Here is a 23,804-nt window from a genome sequence, read left to right on the forward strand (position 1 = left end):
TGGGCGTCGGGTGCGGTGGAGTTGTTGGTGGAGTCGCGGGAGTGGCCGCGGGTGGGTCGTGTGCGGCGGGCGGGGGTGTCGTCGTTCGGGATCAGTGGGACGAACGCGCACGTGATCATCGAGCAGGCGCCGGAGGAGGTGGAGCCGGCGCCGGCGGAGTCTGAGTCTGTTTCGGGTTCGGGTTCGGGTTCGGGTTCGGGGTTGGTGGCGTGGGTGGTGTCGGGTCGTTCGGAGTCGGCGGTGGCGGCTCAGGCGGGCCGGTTGGGTGAGTGGGTGGGTGGGGTTGGTTCTGGTGTGTCGGTGGGGGATGTGGGGTGGTCGTTGGCGGGGCGTGCCGCGTGGGAGCAGCGTGCGGTGGTCGTCGGGCAGGACCGTGCCGAACTGGTGCGGGGGTTGGAGGCGTTGGCGGCCGGCGAGGTGCGGGCCGGTGTCCTCCGGGGTGCGGTGGCGGAGGGCCTGACCGCGTTGGTGTTCACGGGGCAGGGTGCGCAGCGGTTGGGGATGGGGCGGGAGTTGTGTGGGGCGTTTCCGGTGTTCGCGGCGGCCTTCGACGAGGCGGTGGCGGAGCTGGATCGCCATCTCGGGTTCTCGTTGCGGGAGGTGTTGTGGGGGTCTGACACGGACCGGGTGAATGACACGGTTGTGGCTCAGGCGGGGTTGTTCGCGTTCGAGGTGGCGTTGTTCCGGCTGGTGGAGTCGTGGGGGGTGCGGCCGGAGTTCGTGGTGGGTCATTCGATTGGTGAGGTGGCGGCTGCGTGTGTGGCGGGGGTGTGGTCGGTGGAGGATGCCGCGCGGGTGGTGGCGGCGCGGGGGCGGTTGATGCAGGCATTGCCGGCGGGTGGGGCGATGGTGGCGATCGGGGCCTCGGAGGCGGCCATTCGCGAGGAACTGTTGGAAGGCGTCTCCATTGCTGCGGTGAACGGCCCCTCGTCGGTGGTGGTGTCCGGGGTCGAGGACGCCGTCGCCGAACTGGCGGACGTATTCGAGCGGCAGGGGTGCCGGACGAGTCGGCTGCGGGTGAGTCACGCGTTCCATTCGGCGTTGATGGAGCCGATGTTGGCGGAGTTCGGGGAGGTGCTGGACGGGGTGTCGTTTGCGGCGCCGACGATTCCGGTCGTGTCGAACGTGACCGGCACCCTCGCGACAGCCGAGGACCTGTGCACCCCCGACTACTGGGTGCGGCACGTTCGAGAGGCGGTGCGCTTCGCCGACGGCGTCAGCTGGCTGGCGGATCAGGGGGTGTCGCGCTGGGTCGAGATCGGACCGGATGCCGTGTTGTCCGGGATGCTCACTCCCTGCCTCGAATCCGCCGCCGAAGAGGACAGCGCAGCCACCAACACAGCCACCAGCGGGGCCAGTTCGGCGGTCATCGTGCCGCTCGTACGCCGCGATCGCCCCGAGGCGGCCGAAGTCCTCACCGGGGTGGGCCGCTTGTGGACCTCGGGCGTGGCCGTGGACTGGCGCGAGACCTTCACCGGCGCCGCGCCTCGCCACGTCGTGGACCTGCCCACCTACGCCTTCCAGCGCCGGAACTTCTGGCTCGACTCCGTACACGGGGACACGCGGCGCGACGCGGTGTCGTTGGGCCTGGGCGCCACCGGTTCGCCGCTGCTCGGTGCGGCCGTGCCGCTGGCGGAGGCCGACGGCGTGGTGCTGACCGGTCGGCTGTCACTCGCGACGCACCCGTGGCTCGCCGACCACCGCGTCGGCGGCATGGTGCTGTTCCCCGGCACCGGCTTCGTCGAACTCGCCGTGCAGGCCGGCGACCAGGTCGGCTGCGACGTACTGGAGGAGCTGACGATCGAGGCGCCGCTCGCGGTGCCCGACCAGGGCGGAGTCCAACTCCAGCTCACCGTGGGCGAGATGGACGCGGCGGGCGGCCGTACGCTCACGGTGCACTCGCGCGGCGAAGAGGCGGAGTCGCCGTGGGTGCGGCACGCCAGTGGAACGCTCACCACCGGCCCGAGCGACCCCGGCGCGGACGTCGACCTCACCGACTGGCCGCCGGCCGGGGCCGAACCGGTCGACGTCGACGCGCTGTACGAGCAACTGGCCGACGCCGGTCTGGAGTACGGCGCCGCGTTCCAGGGGCTGCACCGGGCCTGGATCGGCGGCGACGACATCTACGCCGAGGTGCGCGTGGACGAGCGGTTCACGACCGAGGCCGCGTCGTACGGCCTGCACCCGGCCGCGTTCGACGCGTGCCTGCACGCCATCGGCCTCAAGGCGGCGCACGAGGGTGAACCCGGCGCGGCGCGGCTGCCCTTCGCCTGGCACGGGGTGACCCTGCGGACCAGCGGCGCCGCCGCTCTGCGCGTGTGCGTCTCGCCCGCCGGCACCGGCGCGGTCTCGCTGTCGATGGCCGACGAGGCAGGCGGCCCGGTGGCGCACGTCCGGCAGTTGGCGCTGCGCGAGGTGTCGGCGGAGCAACTGGCGGCGGCGCGGGCCGCCGGGCACAGCGACGCGCTGTTCCAGCTCTCCTGGACACCCGTGCCGGTTCCGGTGCCGGAGCCCGCGCCCGCGTCCGCCGTACCCGTGTGGTGCGAGTGGGAGGCGCTGTCCGACGACGAAGTGCCGCCCGCGACCGTGGTGTTGCGCTCGCACGGCGACGACGGCACCGTGCAGGCACGCGTGCACCGCGTCCTCGACGTGCTCCAACGCTGGCTCGCGGACGAGCGCTTCACGTTCGCGAAGCTCCTCGTCCTGACCGGCGGCGCGGTGTCGGTCGGCGGCGAGGACATCGCGGACCTCGCGGGTGCGGCGGTCTGGGGGCTGATGCGTTCCGCGCAGTCCGAGCATCCGGACCGGTTCCTCGTCGCCGACTTCGACGAAGCCGCGGCGTCGTTCGAGCCCGGCCAGGCGAGCGGCCAGGCGACCGGAGAGGTGACCGCGGCCGCGGCCGACGCGCTGATCGCCGCGGTCGTCGGGACGGGCGAACCGCAGATCGCGGTGCGCGGCGACCTCCTCCACGCGCCTCGGCTCATCCGTGCCGTGGCCCCGGCACCGACCGCGGCTGAGGACACCGGTGCGGACGGCGGCCAACGCCCGGCGTCGTTCGACCCCGACGGGACCGTGCTGCTCACCGGCGCCACCGGAACGCTGGGCCGCCTCGTCGCACGCCATCTGGTCGTACGCTGCGGCGTCCGGCGTCTGGTGCTCACGAGCCGCCGCGGCATGGACGCCCCGGGCGCCGCCGAACTCGTCGCGGATCTCGCCGAACTCGGCGCCGAAGCGGCCCTCGTGGCCTGCGATGTCGCGGACCGGGCCGCCCTGGCCGCCGTGCTCGCCGCACATCCGGTGACAGCGGTGGTCCACGCGGCGGGGGTGCTCGACGACGGGGTGATCAGCGCGTTGACCCCCGAGCGGGTCGACACCGTGCTGCGGCCCAAGGTGGACGGCGCGCTCAACCTGCACGAACTCACCGAGGAGATGGGCACGAAGCTCTCCGCCTTCGTCATGTTCTCCTCCGCCGCCGGTGTCTTCGGCACCCCGGGCCAGGGCAACTACGCGGCCGCCAACGCCTTCCTCGACGCGTTGGCCGCACACCGCCGTTCTGCCGGCCGCCCCGCCCAGTCCCTCGCCTGGGGGCTGTGGGAGGACGACGAGGGCATGGCGGGCGAGCTGGACGTGGCGGGCCGGCAGCGGATGAGCCGCACGGGAGTCCGCCCGCTCGCGACCGATGAGGGGCTGGCGCTCTTCGACACCGCCCGCGGACTCGACGCCGCCGTGCTCGTACCGATCCGGTTGGACCTCACCGCGTCCGCCGGCGGGCGCGGTGGCGGGCCGGACGACGTCCCGCCGCTGCTGCGCTCCCTGGTCCGTCGCACGTCCCGGCGGAGCGCGGACGGGGGGCCGGGCAGCGGTGCGGCGCTGCGCGGCCGGCTCGCCGACGCCACCGCGGAGGAACGCGACGCGCTGCTGTTGGACTTGGTGCGGACCCGGGCCGCTGAGGTGCTCGGACACGCGTCCTCCGACGCCATCGAACCCGATCGGGCGTTCAAGGAACTCGGCTTCGACTCGCTGAGCGCGGTGGAGTTCCGCAACCTGATCAACTCCGCCACCGGTCTGCGGCTGCCGCCGACGCTCGTCTTCGACTACCCCAACGCCCGCGCCCTGGCTGCCCATGTGCACGGCGAACTGCTGCCGGAGGAGGACCCGGCCGACCGCGAGGAGGCGGAGATCCGGCGCGTGCTGCACAGCATTCCGGTCAGCCGGCTGCGCGAGGCGGGCCTGATGGAACTGCTGCTGGAACTCGGCGGAGCGCACGGCCCGGACTCCGGCGCGTCGGCCCCGGGCGCGGCCGACGGCGGACCGTCCATCGACGAGATGGACACCGCGGCACTGATCAGCATGGCACTTGACGGGCATGGCTTTGACGAGCCGACACAGGAAACGGGAGAACTGTAGATGTCCAGCTCTGACCAGAAGCTTGTCGAAGCCCTCCGCTCCTCCCTCAAGGAGACCGAGCGGCTCCGCGCCCAGAACCAGAGTCTCGTTGCCGGTGCCCGCGAACCGATCGCGATCGTCGGGATGGCGTGCCGGTATCCGGGTGGTGTGGAGTCGCCGGAGGATTTGTGGCAACTGGTGTCCGGCGGTGTGGACGCGATCTCCGAGTTTCCGACCAACCGGGGTTGGAACACGGAGGAGTTGTACGACCCGACGGGTGAGCGGGCGAATACCACGTACACGAAGCACGGTGGTTTTCTGCACGATGCGGGGGAGTTCGATCCGGCGTTCTTCGGGATCAGTCCGAATGAGGCGTTGGTGATGGACCCGCAGCAGCGGTTGTTGCTGGAGGTGTCGTGGGAGGCGTTGGAGCGGGCGGGGATCGACCCGGCGTCGTTGCGCGGGAGCGCGACCGGTGTGTTCGCCGGGATGATGTACCACGACTACCCGGCCAATGCCAGCACGGGCTCCATCGCGTCGGGTCGGATCTCCTACGTGCTGGGCCTTGAGGGGCCGGCGGTGACGGTGGACACCGCGTGCTCCTCCTCCCTGGTCGCGCTTCATTCCGCCGTGCAGGCGTTGCGTTCGGGCGAGTGCTCGCTCGCGCTGGTGGGTGGGGTGGCGGTGATGGCGACTCCGGATGTGTTCGTGGAGTTCAGCCGTCAGCGCGGATTGTCGCGTGACGGTCGGTGCCGTTCGTTCTCCGAGGGGGCGGACGGCACGGTCTGGGGTGAGGGCGCGGGGATGGTGGTGGTCGAGCGGCTTTCCGACGCTCGGCAGAACGGGCATTCCGTGTTGGCGGTGGTGCGGGGTTCCGCGGTGAACCAGGACGGGGCGAGTAACGGGTTGACGGCGCCGAACGGTCCGGCGCAGCAGCGGGTGATTCGTGCGGCACTGCGTTCGGCCGGGTTGTCGGTGGTGGACGTGGATGTGGTGGAGGGGCACGGCACCGGGACGTCGTTGGGTGACCCGATCGAGGCGCAGGCGCTGTTGGCGACGTACGGGCGTGGCCGCGCGGAGAACTCGCCTTTGTGGCTGGGCTCGTTGAAGTCGAACATCGGTCATACGCAGGCGGCTGCCGGTGTCGGTGGCGTCATCAAGATGGTGGAGGCGTTGCGGCGGGGGGTGTTGCCGCGGTCGCTGCATGCGGGGGCGGCGTCGAGTGAGGTGGACTGGGCCTCGGGTGCCGTGGAGTTGCTGGTGGAGGCTCGGGAATGGCCGCGGGTGGATCGTGCACGGCGGGCGGGGGTGTCGTCGTTCGGGATCAGCGGGACGAACGCGCACGTGATCATCGAGCAGGCGCCGGAGGAGGTGGAGCCGGCGCCGGCGGAGTCTGAGTCTATTTCGGGTTCGGGTTCGGGGTTGGTGGCGTGGGTGGTGTCGGGTCGTTCGGAGTCGGCGGTGGTGGGTCAGGCGGTTCGGTTGGGTGAGTGGGTGGGTGGGGCTGGCTCTGGTGTGCCGGTGGGGGATGTGGCCTGGTCGTTGGCGGGCCGCTCCCAATGGGAGCACCGTGCGGTGGTCGTCGGGCAGGACCGTGCCGAACTGGTCCGGGGGCTGGAGGCGTTGGCGGCCGGTCTGCCGGGTGCGGGTGTGTCTCGGGGTGTGGTGTGTTCGGGTCGTTCGGCGTTCGTGTTCACGGGGCAGGGTGCGCAGCGGTTGGGGATGGGGCGGGAGTTGTGTGGGGCGTTTCCGGTGTTCGCGGCGGCGTTCGACGAGGCGGTGGCGGAGTTGGATCGTCATCTCGGGTTCTCGTTGCGGGAGGTGTTGTGGGGTTCGGATGCGGGCCGGGTGAACGAGACGGTTGTGGCGCAGGCGGGGTTGTTCGCGTTCGAGGTGGCGTTGTTCCGGTTGGTGGAGTCGTGGGGGGTGCGGCCGGACTTCGTGGTGGGTCACTCGATCGGTGAGGTGGCGGCTGCGTGTGTGGCCGGGGTGTGGTCGGTCGAGGATGCCGCGCGGGTGGTGGCGGCGCGGGGCCGGTTGATGCAGGCGTTGCCGGCGGGTGGCGCGATGGTGGCGATCGGGGCCTCCGAGGCGGCCATTCGCGAGGAGTTGCCGCAAGGCGTGTCCATCGCTGCGGTGAACGGTCCCTCGTCGGTGGTGGTGTCCGGGGTCGAGGAGGCGGTGCTTGCGCTGGCGGACGTATTCGAGCGGCAGGGGTGCCGTACGAGTCGGCTGCGGGTGAGCCACGCGTTCCATTCCGCCCTGATGGAACCGATGTTGGCGGAGTTCGGCGAGGTCTTGGAAGGGCTGTCGTTCGCGGCGCCGCAGATTCCGGTGGTGTCGAACGTGACGGGTGGCCTCGCGACGGCCGAGGACCTGTGCACCCCCGACTACTGGGTGCGCCACGTTCGAGAGGCGGTGCGCTTCGCCGACGGCGTCAGTTGGCTGGCGGATCAGGGGGTGTCGCGCTGGGTCGAGATCGGACCTGACGCGGTGCTGTCCGGGATGCTCACCCCTTGCCTCGAAGCCGCCACCGTAACTGACGAGACGCATGCGGCGAGTTCGGCGGTCATCGTGCCGCTCGTACGCCGTGATCGCCCCGAGGCGGCGGAAGTCCTTACTGGGGTAGGGCGGTTGTGGACCTCGGGCGCCACCGTGGACTGGCCCAAGACCTTCACCGGCCCCGCGCCCCGCCACGTCCTGGACCTGCCCACCTACGCCTTCCAACGCCAGCACTACTGGCTGCACCCTCTGGAGTTCCTCGCCGAGTCCTGGCTCGCGGCCGAACTGGGCGGCAGGCCCGAGGCGATGGGGCTGAGCGCGGTCGAACACCCGCTGCTCGGTGCCGTTGTGGCCCTGCCGGAGACCGACGGGGCCGTCTTCACCGGCCGGCTCGCGCTCGACACGCAGGAGTGGGTCGCGGACCACGACGTCCTCGGAGCCGTCCTGCTGCCCGGCACCGCCTTCGTCGAACTCGCGATCCACGCGGGCGACCACTTCGGGTGCGACGTCGTTGAGGAGCTGACACTCCAGGCACCCCTGGTCATGCCCGACAGCGGCGGCGTCCTGCTCCGGGTCACCGTCGGCGGCGCGGACGGCTCCGGTGCCAGGTCGCTGACCATCCACTCGCGTCCCGAAGGCGCCGACCAGCCCTGGACACCGCACGCCGAAGGACTCCTGCGCGTGGGTGCGGCGACGCCCTCGTACGACTTCACCCAGTGGCCGCCGGCCGGCGCCACGCCCATCGACATCACCGGCGGCTACGAGCGCCTGCTGGACCGCGGGTACGGCTACGGCCCGGCCTTCCAGGGCCTCACCTCCGCCTGGGAGCGCGGCGACGAACTGTTCGCCGAGGTCGCACTGCCCGACGCGGCACACCCCGACGCCGCCCGGTTCGGCCTGCACCCGGCCCTCTTCGACGCGGCCATGCACGCGGCCCTGCTCCAGGAGGAGGAGACCGGCGAGGAGACGTTGCTGCCCTTCTCGTGGAAAGGCGTCTCCCTCTTCGCGTCGGGTGCCACCGGGCTGCGGATGCGGATGCGCGCCGAGGGCCAGGACAGCGTGTCCATGGAGATGGCCGACGCGTACGGCCAACCGGTCCTGTCCGTTGGGTCGTTGGTGTCCCGGGCGGTCTCGTCGGAGCAACTGGGCGCGGCCCGGGCGGCGGGCGCGGCGCAGAACCAGGCGCTGTTCCGGGTGGAGTGGACCGCGACTGCCGTCTCCCAGGCTCAGCCGGAGACGTCGGAGTGGGTACTGCTCACCGCGGACTCGGACGGCCCGGAGACGGCCGAACTGCTCGGCATGACCGGGCGATCCGCGTACCGCGATGTCGCGGCGCTGCGGGCCGCGCTCGATGACGACGGAGTCGCCGTCCCCCCGGTCGCGCTTCTCGCCCTGCCGCCGGACGAGACCGCGGGTCCGGTCCCCGCCGCGGTACGGGCTCGCGCGGCGACCGTCATGGCGGCGGTACAGGGCTGGCTCGACGATGACCGCTTCGCCGGCTCGCGGCTCGTGGTCGTGACCCGCGGCGCGGTCGCCACGGCCGACGGCGACGACATCGACCTGGCGCTCGCCCCCGTCTGGGGACTGGTGCGGGCCGCGCAGGCCGAACAGCCGGGCAGGTTCGTACTGGTGGACCTCGACGAGGACCACGCGCCGGAGCTGCTGCGTGCCGCCGTGGCCGCCGGCGAACCCGAGATCGCGCTGCGCGACGGACAGGCGCGGGTGCCGAGGCTCGCCCGGGTCGCACCCGACGAGATCACCGCCGCGGTCACCGCCGCGGTCACCGACGCCGACACCGACATGGTCACCGGCGCGGACACCCCGCGACTCGACCCCGAACGGACGGTGCTGGTCACCGGCGGCACCGGCGGCCTCGGCGCCCTCGTGGCCCGCCATCTGGTGGCGGCCCACGGCGCACGGCACCTCCTCCTGACCAGCCGCCGCGGCCTCCAGGCACCCGGCGCCGAGGAACTGCGGGCGGAACTCGTCGCGGCGGGCGCCTCCGTCACGGTCGCCGCGTGCGACGTGAGCGACCGGGACGCGCTGGCCGCCCTGCTCGCCGGAATCGACCCCGCGCATCCGCTGACCGCGGTCGTGCACGCCGCCGGCGTGGCCCACAACGGACTCGTGACGGCGCTGACCGACGAGCGGCTGGACGCCGTTCTCGGGCCCAAGGCCGACGCCGCCCACCACCTGCACGAGCTGACCGGCGACCTCGACCTGTCGGCGTTCGTGCTCTTCTCGTCCGCCGGCGGCCTGCTCTTCGCCGCCGGACAGAGCGCCTACGCCACCGCGAACGTCTTCCTCGACGCGCTGGCCGCACACCGCCGGGCCCACGGCCTGCCGGCGACCTCCCTCGTCTACGGCCTGTGGGGTGTCGAAGCGGGCCTCGGCGCGGCCCTCGGCGACGCCGACCTGCACCGGATGAAGCGGCAGGGCTTCCCGCCGCTGTCCGCGGAGGAAGGACTCGCCGCGCTCGACGCCGCCCTGCGCGGAGCCGGGCCGGCGAGCACGCCGCCGTCCGCCGCACCCGCGGTGCTGGTGCCGTTGCGCGTGGACACCGCGGCGCTGCGTGCCCGTGGCGAGGTCCCCGCCCTGCTGCGCGGGCTGGTGAGGAGCCGTCAGGTATCCGGCTCCGGCGGACCGTCCCAAGGCACCGCCCTGGCCCAGCGGCTGGCCGGCCTGCCCGCGGACGAGCGCCGCGGCGTCCTGCTGGATCTGGTCCGCGACCGCGTGGCCGCGCTGCTCGGGCACGGGTCCTCCGACGCGATCGAGCCGGACCGCGCCTTCCAGGAACTCGGCTTCGACTCGCTCACGTCGGTCGAGCTGCGCAACGTCCTCAACACGGAGACCGGCCTGCGCCTGCCGGCCACCCTCGTCTTCGACTACCCGACCGCGGCCGACGTCGCGCGGTACCTCGACGACGAGATCGCCGGAGCGGTGGCGAACGTGCCGGTGACCCCCCTGCCGCTCACCCGTCAGGACGCCGAGCCGATCGCGATCGTCGCCATGACCTGCCGCTACCCGGGCGGCGTCTCCTCGCCCGAGGACCTGTGGCGACTCGTGGCCGACGAGGTGGACGCGATCGCGCCCTTCCCGACCGACCGCGGCTGGGACCCGGACGTCTACGACCCCGAGCCTGGCAAGGCGGGGAAGTCGTACGCGTCGGAGGGCGGATTCCTTTACGACGCGGCCGACTTCGACGCCGACTTCTTCGGCATCAGCCCCAGCGAGGCGCTTTCCATGGACCCGCAGCAGCGGCTGCTGCTGGAGGCGTCATGGGAGGTGTTCGAGCGGGCCGGGATGGACCCCACCGCGCTGCGCGGCAGTTCGACCGGTGTCTTCGCCGGACTGATGTACCACGACTACGGCCAGGGCAACGGCGGCGCCAGCACCAGCGGCGGAAGCCTCGTCTCGGGCCGGATCGCCTACACCTTCGGCCTGGAGGGGCCGGCGGTGACGGTGGACACGGCGTGCTCCTCCTCCCTGGTGGCGCTGCATCTGGCGGTGCAGGCGCTGCGTTCGGGCGAGTGCTCGCTCGCACTGGCCGGCGGTGTCGCCGTGATGGCCACGCCGGAGATGCTGATCGAGTTCAGCCGCCAGCGCGGCCTCGCTCCCGACGGCCGTTCGAAGTCCTTCTCGGACGCGGCGGACGGCACCGGCTGGGGCGAGGGCCTGGGCCTCCTGCTGGTCGAACGGCTCTCCGACGCCCGCAGGAACGGGCACCCCGTCCTCGCGGTGGTGCGGGGCTCCGCCGTCAACCAGGACGGCGCCAGCAACGGCTTCTTCGCGCCGAATGGTCCGGCGCAGCAGCGGGTGATTCGTGCGGCGTTGGGTGCGGCGGGGTTGTCGGTGGTGGATGTGGATGTGGTGGAGGGGCACGGGACGGGGACGTCGTTGGGTGATCCGATCGAGGCGCAGGCGTTGTTGGCGACGTACGGGCATGGTCGGGTGGAGGGTTTGCCTTTGTGGTTGGGGTCGTTGAAGTCGAATGTGGGTCATACGCAGGCGGCTGCGGGTGTCGGTGGTGTGATCAAGATGGTGGAGGCGTTGCGGCGGGGGGTGTTGCCGCGGTCACTGCACGTGGGAACGGCGTCGGGTGAGGTGGATTGGGCGTCGGGCTCGGTGGAGTTGTTGGCGGAGGCTCGGGAGTGGCCGCAGGTGGGTCGTGTGCGGCGGGCGGGGGTGTCGTCGTTCGGGATCAGTGGGACGAACGCGCACGTGATCATCGAGCAGGCACCGGAGGGGGAAGAAGCGCGAACGGTGTCGGCGGGGGTTGGGCCGGCGCCGCTGGAGATTGCGGCGGAGTCCGAGTCTGAGTCGGGTTCGGGGTTGGTGGCGTGGGTGGTGTCGGGTCGTTCGGAGTCGGCGGTGGTGGGTCAGGCGGTTCGGTTGGGTGAGTGGGTGGGTGGGGTTGGTTCTGGTGTGTCGGTGGGGGATGTGGGGTGGTCGTTGGCGGGGCGTGCCGCGTGGGAGCAGCGTGCGGTGGTGGTCGGGCAGGACCGTGCCGAACTGGTGCGGGGGTTGGAGGCGTTGGCGGCCGGTGAGGCGCGGGCGGCGAATGTGTGTCGGGGGGTGGCGGGTTCGGGTCGTTCGGCGTTGGTGTTCACGGGGCAGGGTGCGCAGCGGTTGGGGATGGGGCGGGAGTTGTGCGGGGCGTTTCCGGTGTTCGCGGCGGCCTTCGACGAGGCGGTGGCGGAGTTGGATCGCCATCTCGGGTTCTCGTTGCGGGAGGTGTTGTGGGGTTCTGACGCGGCCCGGGTGAATGACACGGTTGTTGCTCAGGCGGGGTTGTTCGCGTTCGAGGTGGCGTTGTTCCGGCTGGTCGAATCGTGGGGGATGCGGCCGGACTTCGTGGTGGGTCATTCGATCGGTGAGGTGGCGGCTGCGTGTGTGGCGGGGGTGTGGTCGGTCGAGGACGCGGCGCGGGTGGTGGCGGCACGGGGGCGGTTGATGCAGGCGTTGCCGGCGGGTGGGGCGATGGTGGCGATCGGGGCCTCCGAGGCGGCCATTCGCGAGGAACTGCCGGAAGGCGTCTCCATTGCGGCGGTGAACGGCCCCTCGTCGGTGGTGGTGTCCGGCGTGGAGGACGCCGTCGCCGAGCTGGCGGAGGTGTTCGCTGGGCGCGGTTGCCGGACGAGTCGGCTGCGGGTGAGCCACGCGTTCCATTCCGCCCTGATGGAGCCGATGTTGGCCGAGTTCGGCGAGGTACTGGACGGGGTGTCGTTTGCGGCGCCGACGATTCCGGTGGTGTCGAACGTGACGGGTGGCCTCGCGACGGCCGAGGACCTGTGCACCCCCGACTACTGGGTGCGCCACGTTCGGGAGGCGGTGCGGTTCGCCGACGGCGTCAGTTGGTTGGCGGATCAGGGGGTGTCGCGGTGGGTCGAGATCGGACCTGACGCGGTGCTGTCCGGGATGCTCACCCCCTGCCTCGAAGCCGCCACCGAGGAGGACGGCGTAGCCGCCAACGCGGCGACCAGCGCGGCCAGTTCCGCGGTCATCGTGCCGCTGGTACGCCGTGATCGCCCCGAGGCGGCGGAAGTCCTCATCGGGATCGGGCGGTTGTGGACCTCGGGCGTCGCCGTGGACTGGCGCAAGACCTTCACCGGCCCGGCGCCCCGCCACGTCGTGGACCTTCCCACCTACGCCTTCCAGCGGAAGCGGTACTGGCTGGACGCGTCACGCGGCGGAACGGACGTGGGCGCGGCGGGACTTGGGGCCGTCGACCACCCGCTGCTCAGCGCCGTACTGCCGTCGCCCGACGGTGACTCCGTCGTGCTGACCGGGCGCCTCTCGACGGAAACCCACCGTTGGCTGGCCGACCACGACATCCTCGGGGCGGTCCTGCTGCCCGGTACCGCATTCGTCGAACTCGCGTTGCGCGCAGGGCTGGAGGTGGGCTGCGGGGGTCTGCGGGAACTCGCCCTGCACGCCCCGCTGGTCCTCCCGGAGCGCGGCGGCGTAGCCGTCCAGGTGGTGGTGCGCGCGCCCGACGCCGCGGGTCTGCGGGAACTCGCGATCCACGCGCGGCCGGAGGAGGACGGCGAAGAGGCCGTCTGGACCCTGCATGCCGAGGGCGCCCTCACCCCTGAGCAGGAGGCCCCGGCGTTCGACCTCGCCGCGTGGCCGCCGCCTGGTGCGGTGCCCGTCGAGATGGCGGGTGCCTACGAGCGGCTGCTCGGCGCCGGCTACGTCTACGGCCCGGCCTTCCAGGGGCTCAAGTCCGCCTGGCGGCGCGGCGACGACCTCTTCGCCGAAGTGGAGTTGCCGGAGGAGTCCCACGCCGACGCCTCCCGATTCGGGCTGCACCCCGCCCTGCTCGACGCCGCCCTGCACGTCAATCTGGTCGCCGCGGGGGACTCCGACGACGAGGACCGCACCGTGGTCCCGTTCGCCTGGAACGGCCTGGCGCTCCACGCGCGCGGGGCCACGGCGCTGCGCGTGCGGCTGACACCGCAGGAAGCCGGACGGACGGCCGACGGCGGTCCGGCCCCGGCCGGGATGTCCATCGTCGCCGCGACCGCCGACGGTCAGCCCGTGTTCAGCGTCTCCTCGCTCGTCGCCCGCGAGGTCTCCCCGGAACAGCTCGCGGCGGCACGCCGTACGGAGCAGGTCCCGTACCACCTGGGGTGGGCCACGCTGCCCGCGCCCACCGGCACGGCCGACGCGCCGAGTTGGGCGGTCATCCGGCCCGCCGGAGCGGCCGAACCGGCGACCGGCCGGCCCGGAGCGACCGAACCCCCCTCGTTCACCGGTCTGGAGGCGCTGGGCGCGGCGCTGGAAGCGGGACAGCCGCTCCCCGACGCGGTCGTCCTGCCGTACGTCACCCTTCTCGACGGCGCCGAAGGCACTGACGGCGCGGACGGCCCCGGCCTGACCGTCATCGCCCACCGTGCCCTTGAGGTGGTGCAGTCCTGGCTCGCGGACGAGCGTTTCGCGCCGTCCCGACTGGTGCTGCTGACGGACGGGGCGATCCGCCTGCCGGAGGACGGCGAGTCCGCGTCCGAGGCCCGGCTCGAAGCCGTGCCCGAAGCCGTGCCCGAAGCAGTACCCGAGGCCGAAGCCCTGTCCGAGGCCGGGCTGTCGGCATCGGCGGTGTGGGGCCTGCTCCGGGCGGCCCACAGCGAGAACCCGGGCCGCTTCGTCCTCGTGGATGCCGACGCCGCCACCGATCCGTGGACCGCGCTGCCCACCGCCCTCGCCACCGGCGAGGCGGAGATCGCGATACGGGACGGCGTCATGCGGACGCCTCGACTGGTCAGGTCGAGCACCGTGCCCAGCGACGCCGAACCCGTCTGGGACGCGCATGGGACCGTGCTGATCACCGGCGGCACCGGCGGCCTGGGCGCACTGACGGCCCGTCACCTGGTGACGGCCCACGGGGTGCGACGGCTGCTCCTGGTCAGCCGCCGGGGTGCCGAGGCCCCCGGTGCGGCCGAACTGCGCGACGAGCTGGCCGCGTTGGGCGCGGACGTGGTGATCGCCGCCTGCGACGTGGCGGACCGCGCGCAGATCGCGGCCGTCATCGACGGCATCCCCGCTGAGCATCCGCTCACCGGCGTGATCCACACCGCGGGCGTGCTGGACGACGGTGTCGTCTCCGCCCTCACGCCCGAACGGCTCGACACCGTGCTGCTGCCGAAGGCCGTGGCCGCCTGGCACCTGCACGAGCTCACCCGCGATCTCGACCTGTCCGCGTTCGTGCTGTTCTCGTCGATGGCCGGCACGTTCGGCGGCATCGGCCAGGCCAACTACGCGGCGGCGAACGTCTTCCTCGACGCCCTGGCCCAACGCCGCAAAGCCGCCGGCCTGCCCGCGGTGTCCATGGCGTGGGGCCTGTGGGCGACCGGCATGGGTGGCCAGTTGACACAGGTGGAGGTACGGCGCCTCGGCAGGCAGGGCTTCCCGCCGCTGTCCGACGCCGAGGGCCTGGCCCTGTTCGACGAGGTCATGCGGTCGGACGCCGTCACGTGGTCCGGACAGGCGCTGACCGTGCTGCTCCGGCTGGACCCCGCCGCCCTGCGCGCCCAGGCGGTGTCCTCCGGCTTCGTCCTGCCGGTACTGCGCGACCTCGTGCGCGTGCCCGCCCGGCAGAGCGTGGTGAGCGCCACCGCTTCCGGCCTGGCCGGCCGAGTGACGGGCCTGGCGCCCGCCGAGCGGCACGCGTTGGTGCTCACCCTTGTCCGGCAGCACGTCGCCGACGTGCTCGGGCACGCGTCCTCCGACGCGATCGAACCGGACCGTGCCTTCAGCGACCTCGGCTTCGACTCGCTGGCCGCCGTCGAGCTGCGCAACAGCCTCAACACGGCGACCGGAATCCACCTGCCGGCCACCCTGGTCTTCGACTACCCGAGCGCCGAGGCCGTCACGGCCCACCTCGTCGACGAACTGACCGGCGCCGCACAGGCGTTGGCGCCGGTGGCGTTCCGTACGCAGGCGGACGATGACGACCCGATCGTGATCGTGGGGATGGCGTGCCGGTATCCGGGTGGCGTGGAGTCGCCGGAGGATCTGTGGCGGCTGGTGGCGGACGGTGTGGACGCGATCTCCGAGTTCCCGACCAACCGCGGTTGGAACACGGAACGCATCTTCGACCCGACGGGTGAGCGGCCGAACAGCACCTACACCCGGCACGGCGGATTCCTGCATGACGCGGGGGAGTTCGATCCGGCGTTCTTCGGGATCAGTCCGAATGAGGCGCTGGTGATGGACCCGCAGCAGCGGTTGTTGCTGGAGGTGTCGTGGGAGGCGCTGGAGCGGGCGGGTATCGACCCGGCGTCGTTGCGCGGGAGCGCGACGGGTGTCTTCGCCGGGATGATGTACCACGACTACGCGAACAACAACAACACCGGTTCCATCGCCTCGGGTCGGATCTCCTACACCTTCGGCCTCGAAGGGCCCGCGATCACCATCGACACGGCGTGCTCGTCGTCCTTGGTCGCGCTTCATTCCGCTGTGCAGGCGTTGCGTTCGGGCGAGTGCTCGCTCGCGCTGGTCGGCGGTGTCGCCGTGATGGCGACCCCGGACGTCTTCATCGAGTTCAGCCGCCAGCGCGGCCTTGCTCCCGACGGCCGTTCGAAGTCCTTCTCGGAGGGGGCGGACGGTACCGGGTGGGGTGAGGGCGCGGGCATGCTGGTGGTGGAGCGGCTTTCCGATGCCCGGCGGGGTGGGCACTCGGTGTTGGCGGTGGTGCGGGGTTCCGCGGTGAATCAGGATGGGGCGAGTAATGGGTTGACGGCGCCGAATGGTCCGGCGCAGCAGCGGGTGATTCGTGCGGCGTTGGGTGCGGCGGGGTTGTCGGTGGTGGATGTGGATGTGGTGGAGGGTCATGGGACGGGGACGTCGTTGGGTGATCCGATTGAGGCGCAGGCGTTGTTGGCGACGTATGGGCGTGGTCGGGTGGAGGGTTTGCCTTTGTGGTTGGGGTCGTTGAAGTCGAATGTGGGTCATACGCAGGCGGCTGCGGGTGTGGGTGGTGTGATCAAGATGGTGGAGGCTTTGCGGCGGGGGGTGTTGCCGCGGTCGTTGTATGCGGGGGCGGCGTCGGGTGAGGTGGATTGGGCCTCGGGCGCCGTGGAGTTGCTGGTGGAGGCTCGGGAGTGGCCGCGGGTGGATCGTGTGCGGCGGGCTGCGGTGTCGTCCTTCGGGATCAGCGGGACCAACGCGCACGTGATCATCGAACAAGCCCCCGACGAGCCTGAGTCGGCACCGGTGATGGGCTCGGAATTGCCGCTGCTGGAGGGAGCGGCGGAGGCCGACGGGGCTGAGTCCGAGGCGGGTTCGGGGTTGGTGGCGTGGGTGGTGTCGGGTCGGTCGGAGTCGGCGGTAGCGGCTCAGGCGGGCCGGTTGGGTGAGTGGGTGGGTGGGGCTGGCAGTGGTGTGCCGGTGGGGGATGTGGCCTGGTCGTTGGCAGGCCGCGCCGCGTGGGAGCACCGTGCGGTGGTCGTCGGGCAGGACCGTGCCGAACTGGTCCGGGGGCTGGAGGCGTTGGCGGCCGGTGAGGCGCGGGCGGCGAATGTGTCTCGGGGGGTGACGGCATCGGGTCGTTCGGCGTTCGTGTTCACGGGGCAGGGTGCGCAGCGAGTGGGAATGGGGCGGGAGTTGTGCGGGGCGTTCCCGGTGTTCGCGGCGGCGTTCGACGAGGCGGTGGCGGAGTTGGACCGCCATCTCGGGTTCTCGTTGCGGGAGGTGCTCTGGGGCTCTGACACCGACCGGGTGAACGAGACGGTCGTTGCTCAGGCGGGGTTGTTCGCGTTCGAGGTGGCGCTGTTCCGGCTGGTCGAATCGTGGGGGATACGGCCGGACTTCGTGGTGGGTCACTCGATCGGTGAGGTGGCTGCTGCGTGTGTGGCCGGGGTGTGGTCGGTCGAGGATGCCGCGCGGGTGGTGGCGGCACGAGGCCGGTTGATGCAGGCCCTGCCCGCGGGCGGCGCGATGGTGGCGATCGGGGCCTCCGAGGCCGAGGTGTGCGCGGAACTGCCGGAAGGTGTCTCCATCGCGGCGGTGAACGGCCCCTCGTCGGTGGTGGTGTCCGGCGTGGAGGACGCCGTCGCCGAACTGGCGGAGGTGTTCGCGGGGCGCGGCTGCCGTACGAGTCGGCTGCGGGTGAGCCACGCCTTCCATTCCGCCCTGATGGAACCGATGTTGGCCGAGTTCGGCGAGGTCTTGGAAGGGCTGTCGTTCGCGGCGCCGCAGATCCCGGTGGTGTCGAACGTGACGGGCGCCCTCGCGACAGCCGAGGACCTGTGCACCCCCGACTACTGGGTGCGCCACGTTCGAGAGGCGGTGCGGTTCGCCGACGGCGTCAGCTGGCTGGCGAGTGAGGGGGTGTCGCGCTGGGTCGAGATCGGACCTGACGCGGTGCTGTCCGGAATGCTCACCCCCTGCCTCGAAGCCGCCACTGAAGAGGACAGCGCAGCCACCAACACAGCCACCAGCGCGGCCAGTTCGGCGGTCATCGTTCCGCTCGTACGCCGGGATCGCCCCGAGGCGGCCGAAGTCCTCACCGGGATAGGCAGGTTGTGGACCTCCGGCGCCACCGTGGACTGGCCCAAGACCTTCACCGGCCCCGCGCCCCGCCACGTCCTGGACCTGCCCACCTACGCCTTCCAACGCCAGCACTTCTGGCTGCTCCCTGAGGACCACGCCGACGTGGCCTCCGCTGGCCTGGACACCCCCGATCACGCCCTCCTGGGCGCGGCCGTCACGCTCGCGGAGTCCGAGGCCGTCCTCCTCACCGGCCGGCTCTCCGTGGCGACCCACCCGTGGCTCGCCGACCACCGCGTCGGCGGCGCGATCCTCTTCCCCGGCACCGGCTTCGTCGAACTCGCCGTGCAGGCCGGCGACCAGGTCGGCTGCGACGTACTGGACGAACTGGTCCTGCACGCCCCGCTGATCCTCCCGGAGGAGGGCGGGGTCCAGGTGCAGGTGTCCGTCGGGGAGCCGGGGGAGGCCGGCCCGGGAGACGCCCGCAGGTCACTGACCGTCCACTCGCGGCCCGAGGGCGACGACCAGTCCTGGACGCTGCACGCCGAGGGGTTCCTGGGCACCGGCGCGGCGGCACCGTCGTACGACTTCACCCAGTGGCCGCCGGCCGACGCCACGACCATCGACGTCGACGGCGCCTACGAGCGGCTGGCGGAGTACGGCTACGGCTACGGTCCGGCCTTCCAGGGGCTCAAGGCCGCCTGGCGGTGCGGCGAGGACCTGTTCGCCGAAGTGGAGCTGCCCGAGGACGCGCACCAGGACGTCAGCCGGCTCGGAGTCGACCCCGCCCTGCTCGACGCCTCCCTGCACATCATGGCCTTCGCCGGAATCCGCGAGGACGACACCCTGGGCGCCACCGTGCTGCCCTTCTCCTGGAGCGGCCTGTCGGTCCACGCCGAGGGCGCGCGGGCGGTGCGGATACGGATCGCCGCGACGGGACCGCAGGCGGTGTCCGTCGAACTCGCCGACCCCACGGGCGCCCCCGTCGTCCACATCGAGTCGCTGATGCTGCGGGAGGCGTCGCCGGAGCAGTTCCGGGTGCCCGCCGCGGGGCGCAAGGAGCCGCTGCTGCGGATCGACTGGACGCCGGTCGCCCTGCCTGCCCGCGCGGTGCCCTCCGCGCTGATCGGCTCCTTCGCGGACCCGACCGGGTTCGGCGACGCCGCTTCCTACGCGGACCTCGCCGCGCTCACCGCCGCCGTCGAGGCCGGCACCGCCGTACCCGAGGTGGTCGCCGTACGGGTGGACGCGGTGGCCGCCGTGGACGGCCCGCCCGGGGAGACGGACATGCCCGCCGCGGTGCGTGGGACCGTCCACGGTGTCCTGGCACTGGTCCAGGAGTGGCTGGCGGAGGAGCGGTACGCCGGGTCGCGGCTGGCGGTCGTGACCACCGGTGCGGCCGACGGCGGCGACGTTCGGCTGGAGCAGGCACCGGTGTGGGGTCTGGTGCGGGCGGCGCAGGCGGAGAACCCGGGCCGCTTCCTGCTCGTGGACGTCGACGGCACCCCCGAGTCCGAGCGGGCGCTCGCGGCCGCCGTCGCCGGGGACGAGCCGGAGACGGCGCTGCGCGGCGGTGAACTGCTCGCGCCGCGGCTGGTCAGGGCCGAGGAGGAACCGGCCGAGGGCGACCCGACCGAGAGCGAACCGCGCGAGGGCGACTCGGGCGAGGCCGAACCGGGCGTGCTCGCCGGCGACGGCACCGTACTGGTGACCGGCGGCACCGGCGGGCTCGGCGGCCTGGTCGCCCGGCACCTGGTGACCGCGCACGGCGTCCGGCACCTGCTGCTGGTCAGCCGCAGCGGGCCGGACGCCCCGGAGGCGGAGGAACTACGGGAGGAGCTGCGGCGGGCCGGCGCCGAGGTGGCGATCGCCGCGTGCGACGTCTCGGACCGCTCGGCGCTCGCCGGCGTCCTCGCCGCGATCCCCGACGGGCATCCGCTGCGGGCCGTGGTCCACGTCGCCGGTGTCGCGCACAACGGGCTGGTCTCCGCGCTGACCCCGGAGAACGTCGAGACGTCGCTGCGGCCCAAGGCCGACGCCGCCTGGCACCTGCACGAGCTGACCCGGGAGATGGACCTGGCGGCGTTCGTGATGTTCTCCTCCGCGGGCGGCCTGGTGCTGGCCGCGGGACAGGCGGGCTACGCCGCGTCGAACGTGTTCCTCGACGCGCTGGCCCGGCACCGGCGCGCCCTGAACCTGCCGGCGTGCTCCCTCGCCTACGGCCTGTGGGACGTGGCGACCGGGCTGAGCCGGTGGCTGACCGACGCGGACCGGGAGCGCATGAAGCGCCAGGGCCTGCCCGCGCTGACCGAGGAGGAGGGCCTCGCGGCGTTCGACGCGGCGCTGACCACCGCGCACCCGACGCTGGTGCCGCTGCGGGTCAACCCGAGGGGGCTGCGCGGCTGGTCCGGTGAGCCGCCGGCGCTGCTGCGGGGGCTCGCGCCGAAGGCCAGGCGCCGTGCGGCGGGCGGCGGCGCCGACGCGGTCTCGCTGCGCCGGCAGCTGGCCGGCATGGCCGAGGCCGAGCAGAAGCGGGCCATCCAGGACGTCGTGCTGCGGTACTCGGCGATGGTGCTGGGCCACAGCGGGCCGGAGGCCGTGGAGCCCGAACGGGACTTCCTGGAGTCCGGCTTCGACTCGCTCAGCGCCGTCGAGCTGCGCAACCACCTCAACGCCACGACGGGGCTGCGGCTGCCGCCCATGGCCGTCTTCGACGCCAAGACGCCCGCCGAGCTGGCGTCCCGGCTGCACGAGGAGCTTGCCGGCCAGCTCGACGGGACGCTCGCCGGGCAACCCGCGGCGGCGCAGCAGCCGGAGCAGGCGCCCGGCCGCCGCCCCGACACGCTGTCGGAGCTGTTCCGCGGCGCGGTGCTGTCCGACAACGTCCCGCAGGGCTTCGACCTGCTGCGGGCGGTGGCCGCGCTGCGGCCGGTGTTCTCCTCGGTCACGGAGCTGGAACACCCGCCCGTCGGGGTGCGGTTGGCCGACGGCCCGGCCACGAACCGGCTGATCTGCATCAGTTCGCCGATGGCGACGGCCGGCCCGCACCAGCACGCCCGGCTGGCGGCGCCCTTCCGCGGCCTGCGCTCGGTCAGTTCGCTGCCGACACCCGGCTTCGGACACGGGGAGAGCCTGCCGTCGTCCGTCCAGGCCGCGACCGCCGCGTTCGCGGCCGGCGCCGTCGAGACGGCGGCCGGCGAGCCGTTCGTGCTCCTCGGCTACTCCGGGGGCGGGGTGATCGCCCACGCCGTGGCGGTCCACCTGGAGCAGCACATGGGCGTCCGTCCCGCCGGCCTGGTGCTGATCGACACCTACCAGGTGGACACTGGCGACGGCGACCAGCGCGACCTGATGCGGCAGCTGGTGATGGGGCTGGTGGCCAAGGACTCGGAGTACGAGATGTTCGACAGCACCGTGCTGTCGGCCATGAGCTGCTACTTCGACCTGGTCCCGCAGTTCACCGTCGGGGAGTTGCGGGCACCGGTGCTGTTCGTCGGGGCGGAGGAGTCGTTCCTGCCCGGCGCCGGCGACTCGGCCGGCCCCGACGACGACTGGCAGGCGAAGCCCTGGGACAGCCGCCAGGAGTACCGGACCGTCCCGGGCAACCACTTCAGCCTCATCGAGGGGAAGGCAGCGGACACCGCGCGGGTCGTCCAGGAGTGGCTGACCACCCTGGACTGAGCGGCGCCCGCCCCTGTGCGGGCGGCTCCGGGGGGAGGCCGGTCCGGCCGGCCTCCCCCCACCGTCAGGAACCGACGTGTCACCGACGTGCCAAAGAGAGGCGATGGACATCATGCACCCGGCCCCGAGCGCTCGAGGAACCCTGCCGTTCGGTCCCTACCGGACCTGGTACCGCGTCACCGGCGAGCTGGGCGCCGGCCGGCCGGCACTGGTCGCCGTGCACGGCGGTCCCGGCAGCACGCACGACTACCTGCTGCGGCTGGCCGGCTTCGCCGCGCACGGCTGGCCGGTCGTCCACTACGACCAGCTCGGCAACGGCGGTTCCACCCATCTGCCGGACGCCGGCGCGGACTTCTGGACCGTCGAGCTGTTCCTCGACGAACTCGACAACCTGCTGCGCGGCCTGGGCGTGGCCGACGACTACATCCTGTTCGGGCAGTCCTGGGGCGGCCTGCTGTCCGCGAAGCACGCCTCGACCCGCCCCGCCGGGCTGCGCGGCCTCGTCATCGCCGACTCGCCCGCCTCCTACCCGCTGTGGATGCAGGAGATGAAGGTGCTGCGGTCCCAACTGCCGCCCGGCACCGACGAGGAACTCGCCCGCCACGAAGCGGCCGGCACCACCGACACCGACGCGTACCACGCCGTCGCGCAGCCCTTCTACGAGCGGCACGTGTGCCGGCTCAAGCCCTGGCCCCGGGACTGGACCGCTTCGTTCTACGAGCTGTACAACGACCCCACCGTGTACTACGCCATGAACGGCCCGAGCGAGTTCCACGTCGTCGGCACCCTGCGCGACTGGTCCGTGGAGGACGTCATCGCCGACATCTCCGTGCCGACGCTGCTGATCTCGGGCCGCCACGACGAGGCGACGCCGGCGACCGTGCAGCCCTACCAGGACCTGATCCCCGACGTGCGCTGGAAGATCCTGGAGGAGTCCAGCCACCTGCCCCACCTGGAGGAGCCCGAGCGCTTCGACGAGATCCTGCTGGCCTTCCTCGCGGGGCTGTGACCGCTCACCTGTCGTCGAGCCAGCCCGCCCCGGGCTCCGGCTGGCCGTCGATCAGACCGCGCTGCGCGGCGATGACACCCGCCTGGAACCGGCTCGTGGCCTTCAGCTCCTCCGTCAGGTCGGAGATGTGCCGGCGGCAGGTGCGCACCGACATCCCGAGCCGGCGCGCCACCATCTCGTCCTTGTAGCCGTTCGCCATGAGCCGCAGGATCGACCGTTTGAGGTCGTCGGTGCGCGGCGCCGGCGACGCGGTGTTCGGCGCGAACGGAACCGACCGGCTCCAGAAGTAGTTGAAGAGCGAGCAGATGAAGGCCACCAGGTTCGGCTCCTTCACGACGACCGCACCGTCCCCGCCGCCCCGGGCCGACTGCGCGGGCAGGAAGGCCACCTCCCGGTCGTAGACGACCATCCGGTCGACGAGTTCCTCCGTGGTGCGTACGTGCGCGCCACGGGCGGTGATCTGCCGCACGTAGGCGATGGTGGTCAGATCACCGCGCGCCGTGTGCTGGTAGATCGTCCGCAGCTCGACCCCGCGTTCGAGGGCGGAGAGCATCGACGGCCCCGGCCGGTCCGACTCGGCGCCGTACCGGGGGCGGGCGGGCTGCACGTCCAGCACCTCGCTGCGGCACCGCCTGCGGTAGTGGTCGAGCATCGACTGGACGGTGTCGGCGTCGGACACGATGTCGAACGCCTCCACCTCGTTGCGCCGCCGGCGCGCCTCGAAGTACACGGGTACGAGCGACAGCAGTTGGCTGCGGATCTCGGCCGCCGCCCTCTGTATCCGGTGGACCTCCTCGTCCAGCGGCCCGACGAGATCGGCGGAGGCGACGTCCGGGTTCACCGGGACGAGCACGTCCGGCGCGCCCGGCATCGCCTGCAGGAGCCGGAGCCGGCGCAGGACCCGTTCGGCCCTGACGACCTCCTCCGACGGCAACTCCATCCGGTCGCCCAGCTCCTGGCGGGAGAACGTCCCGATCTGGATCGCTTCCCGGTAGGCCGCGGCGCTGACGTCGTCCAGTTCGAGGCAGTTCCGCTCATCAGATACCGGCTCCGACATCCTGACAGGACCCCCGTCCGTCGCATCTGGATATGCCGAGGGTCAACGTACTCCAGGTTGCTTTGCACGGCGGGTATGCGAACGCCCACAGTTTCCGGCGCCGGCGCCGGCGACGAGGGCGGCGGGTGGGGCAGCCGGTGCGGCGGCGGGACGTGCGGCCGGTGGGGCGGCCGGTGCGGA

At 72.5% G+C, this 23,804-nt stretch carries 4 protein-coding genes and 1 pseudogene; 4 read left to right on the top strand and 1 reads right to left on the bottom strand.

Annotation, left to right across the window (positions count from 1 at the left end):
- Positions 1–15: 15 nt before the first annotated feature.
- The 4 genes and pseudogenes from AB0399_RS29715 to AB0399_RS29730 all read left to right on the top strand — a co-directional run.
- A pseudogene (locus AB0399_RS29715) lies at positions 16–258 on the top strand (ketoacyl-synthetase C-terminal extension domain-containing protein); the annotation flags it as partial.
- A 42-nt stretch (positions 259–300) separates the two neighbouring features.
- A complete protein-coding gene (locus AB0399_RS29720; RefSeq protein ID WP_366413458.1) occupies positions 301–4,407 on the top strand; it encodes a type I polyketide synthase in 4,107 nt (1,368 codons plus the stop codon).
- Positions 4,408–21,558, top strand: coding sequence for a type I polyketide synthase (locus AB0399_RS29725; RefSeq protein ID WP_366413449.1), 17,151 nt, complete (start codon positions 4,408–4,410; stop codon positions 21,556–21,558).
- Positions 21,559–21,670: 112 nt separating this feature from the next.
- On the top strand, positions 21,671–22,567 hold the full coding sequence (locus AB0399_RS29730; RefSeq protein ID WP_366413459.1) for a proline iminopeptidase-family hydrolase: 897 nt from the start codon (positions 21,671–21,673) through the stop codon (positions 22,565–22,567).
- A 4-nt stretch (positions 22,568–22,571) separates the two neighbouring features.
- On the opposite strand, the gene AB0399_RS29735 is transcribed toward AB0399_RS29730, so the two are convergent.
- Complete coding sequence (locus tag AB0399_RS29735; protein WP_329362498.1) at positions 22,572–23,624, bottom strand: LuxR C-terminal-related transcriptional regulator; 1,053 nt, start codon at positions 23,622–23,624, stop codon at positions 22,572–22,574.
- Positions 23,625–23,804: the final 180 nt, after the last annotated feature.

Origin of the sequence: Streptomyces sp. NPDC088194, from assembly GCF_040702025.1 — a bacterium.
GTDB lineage: Bacteria > Actinomycetota > Actinomycetes > Streptomycetales > Streptomycetaceae > Actinacidiphila.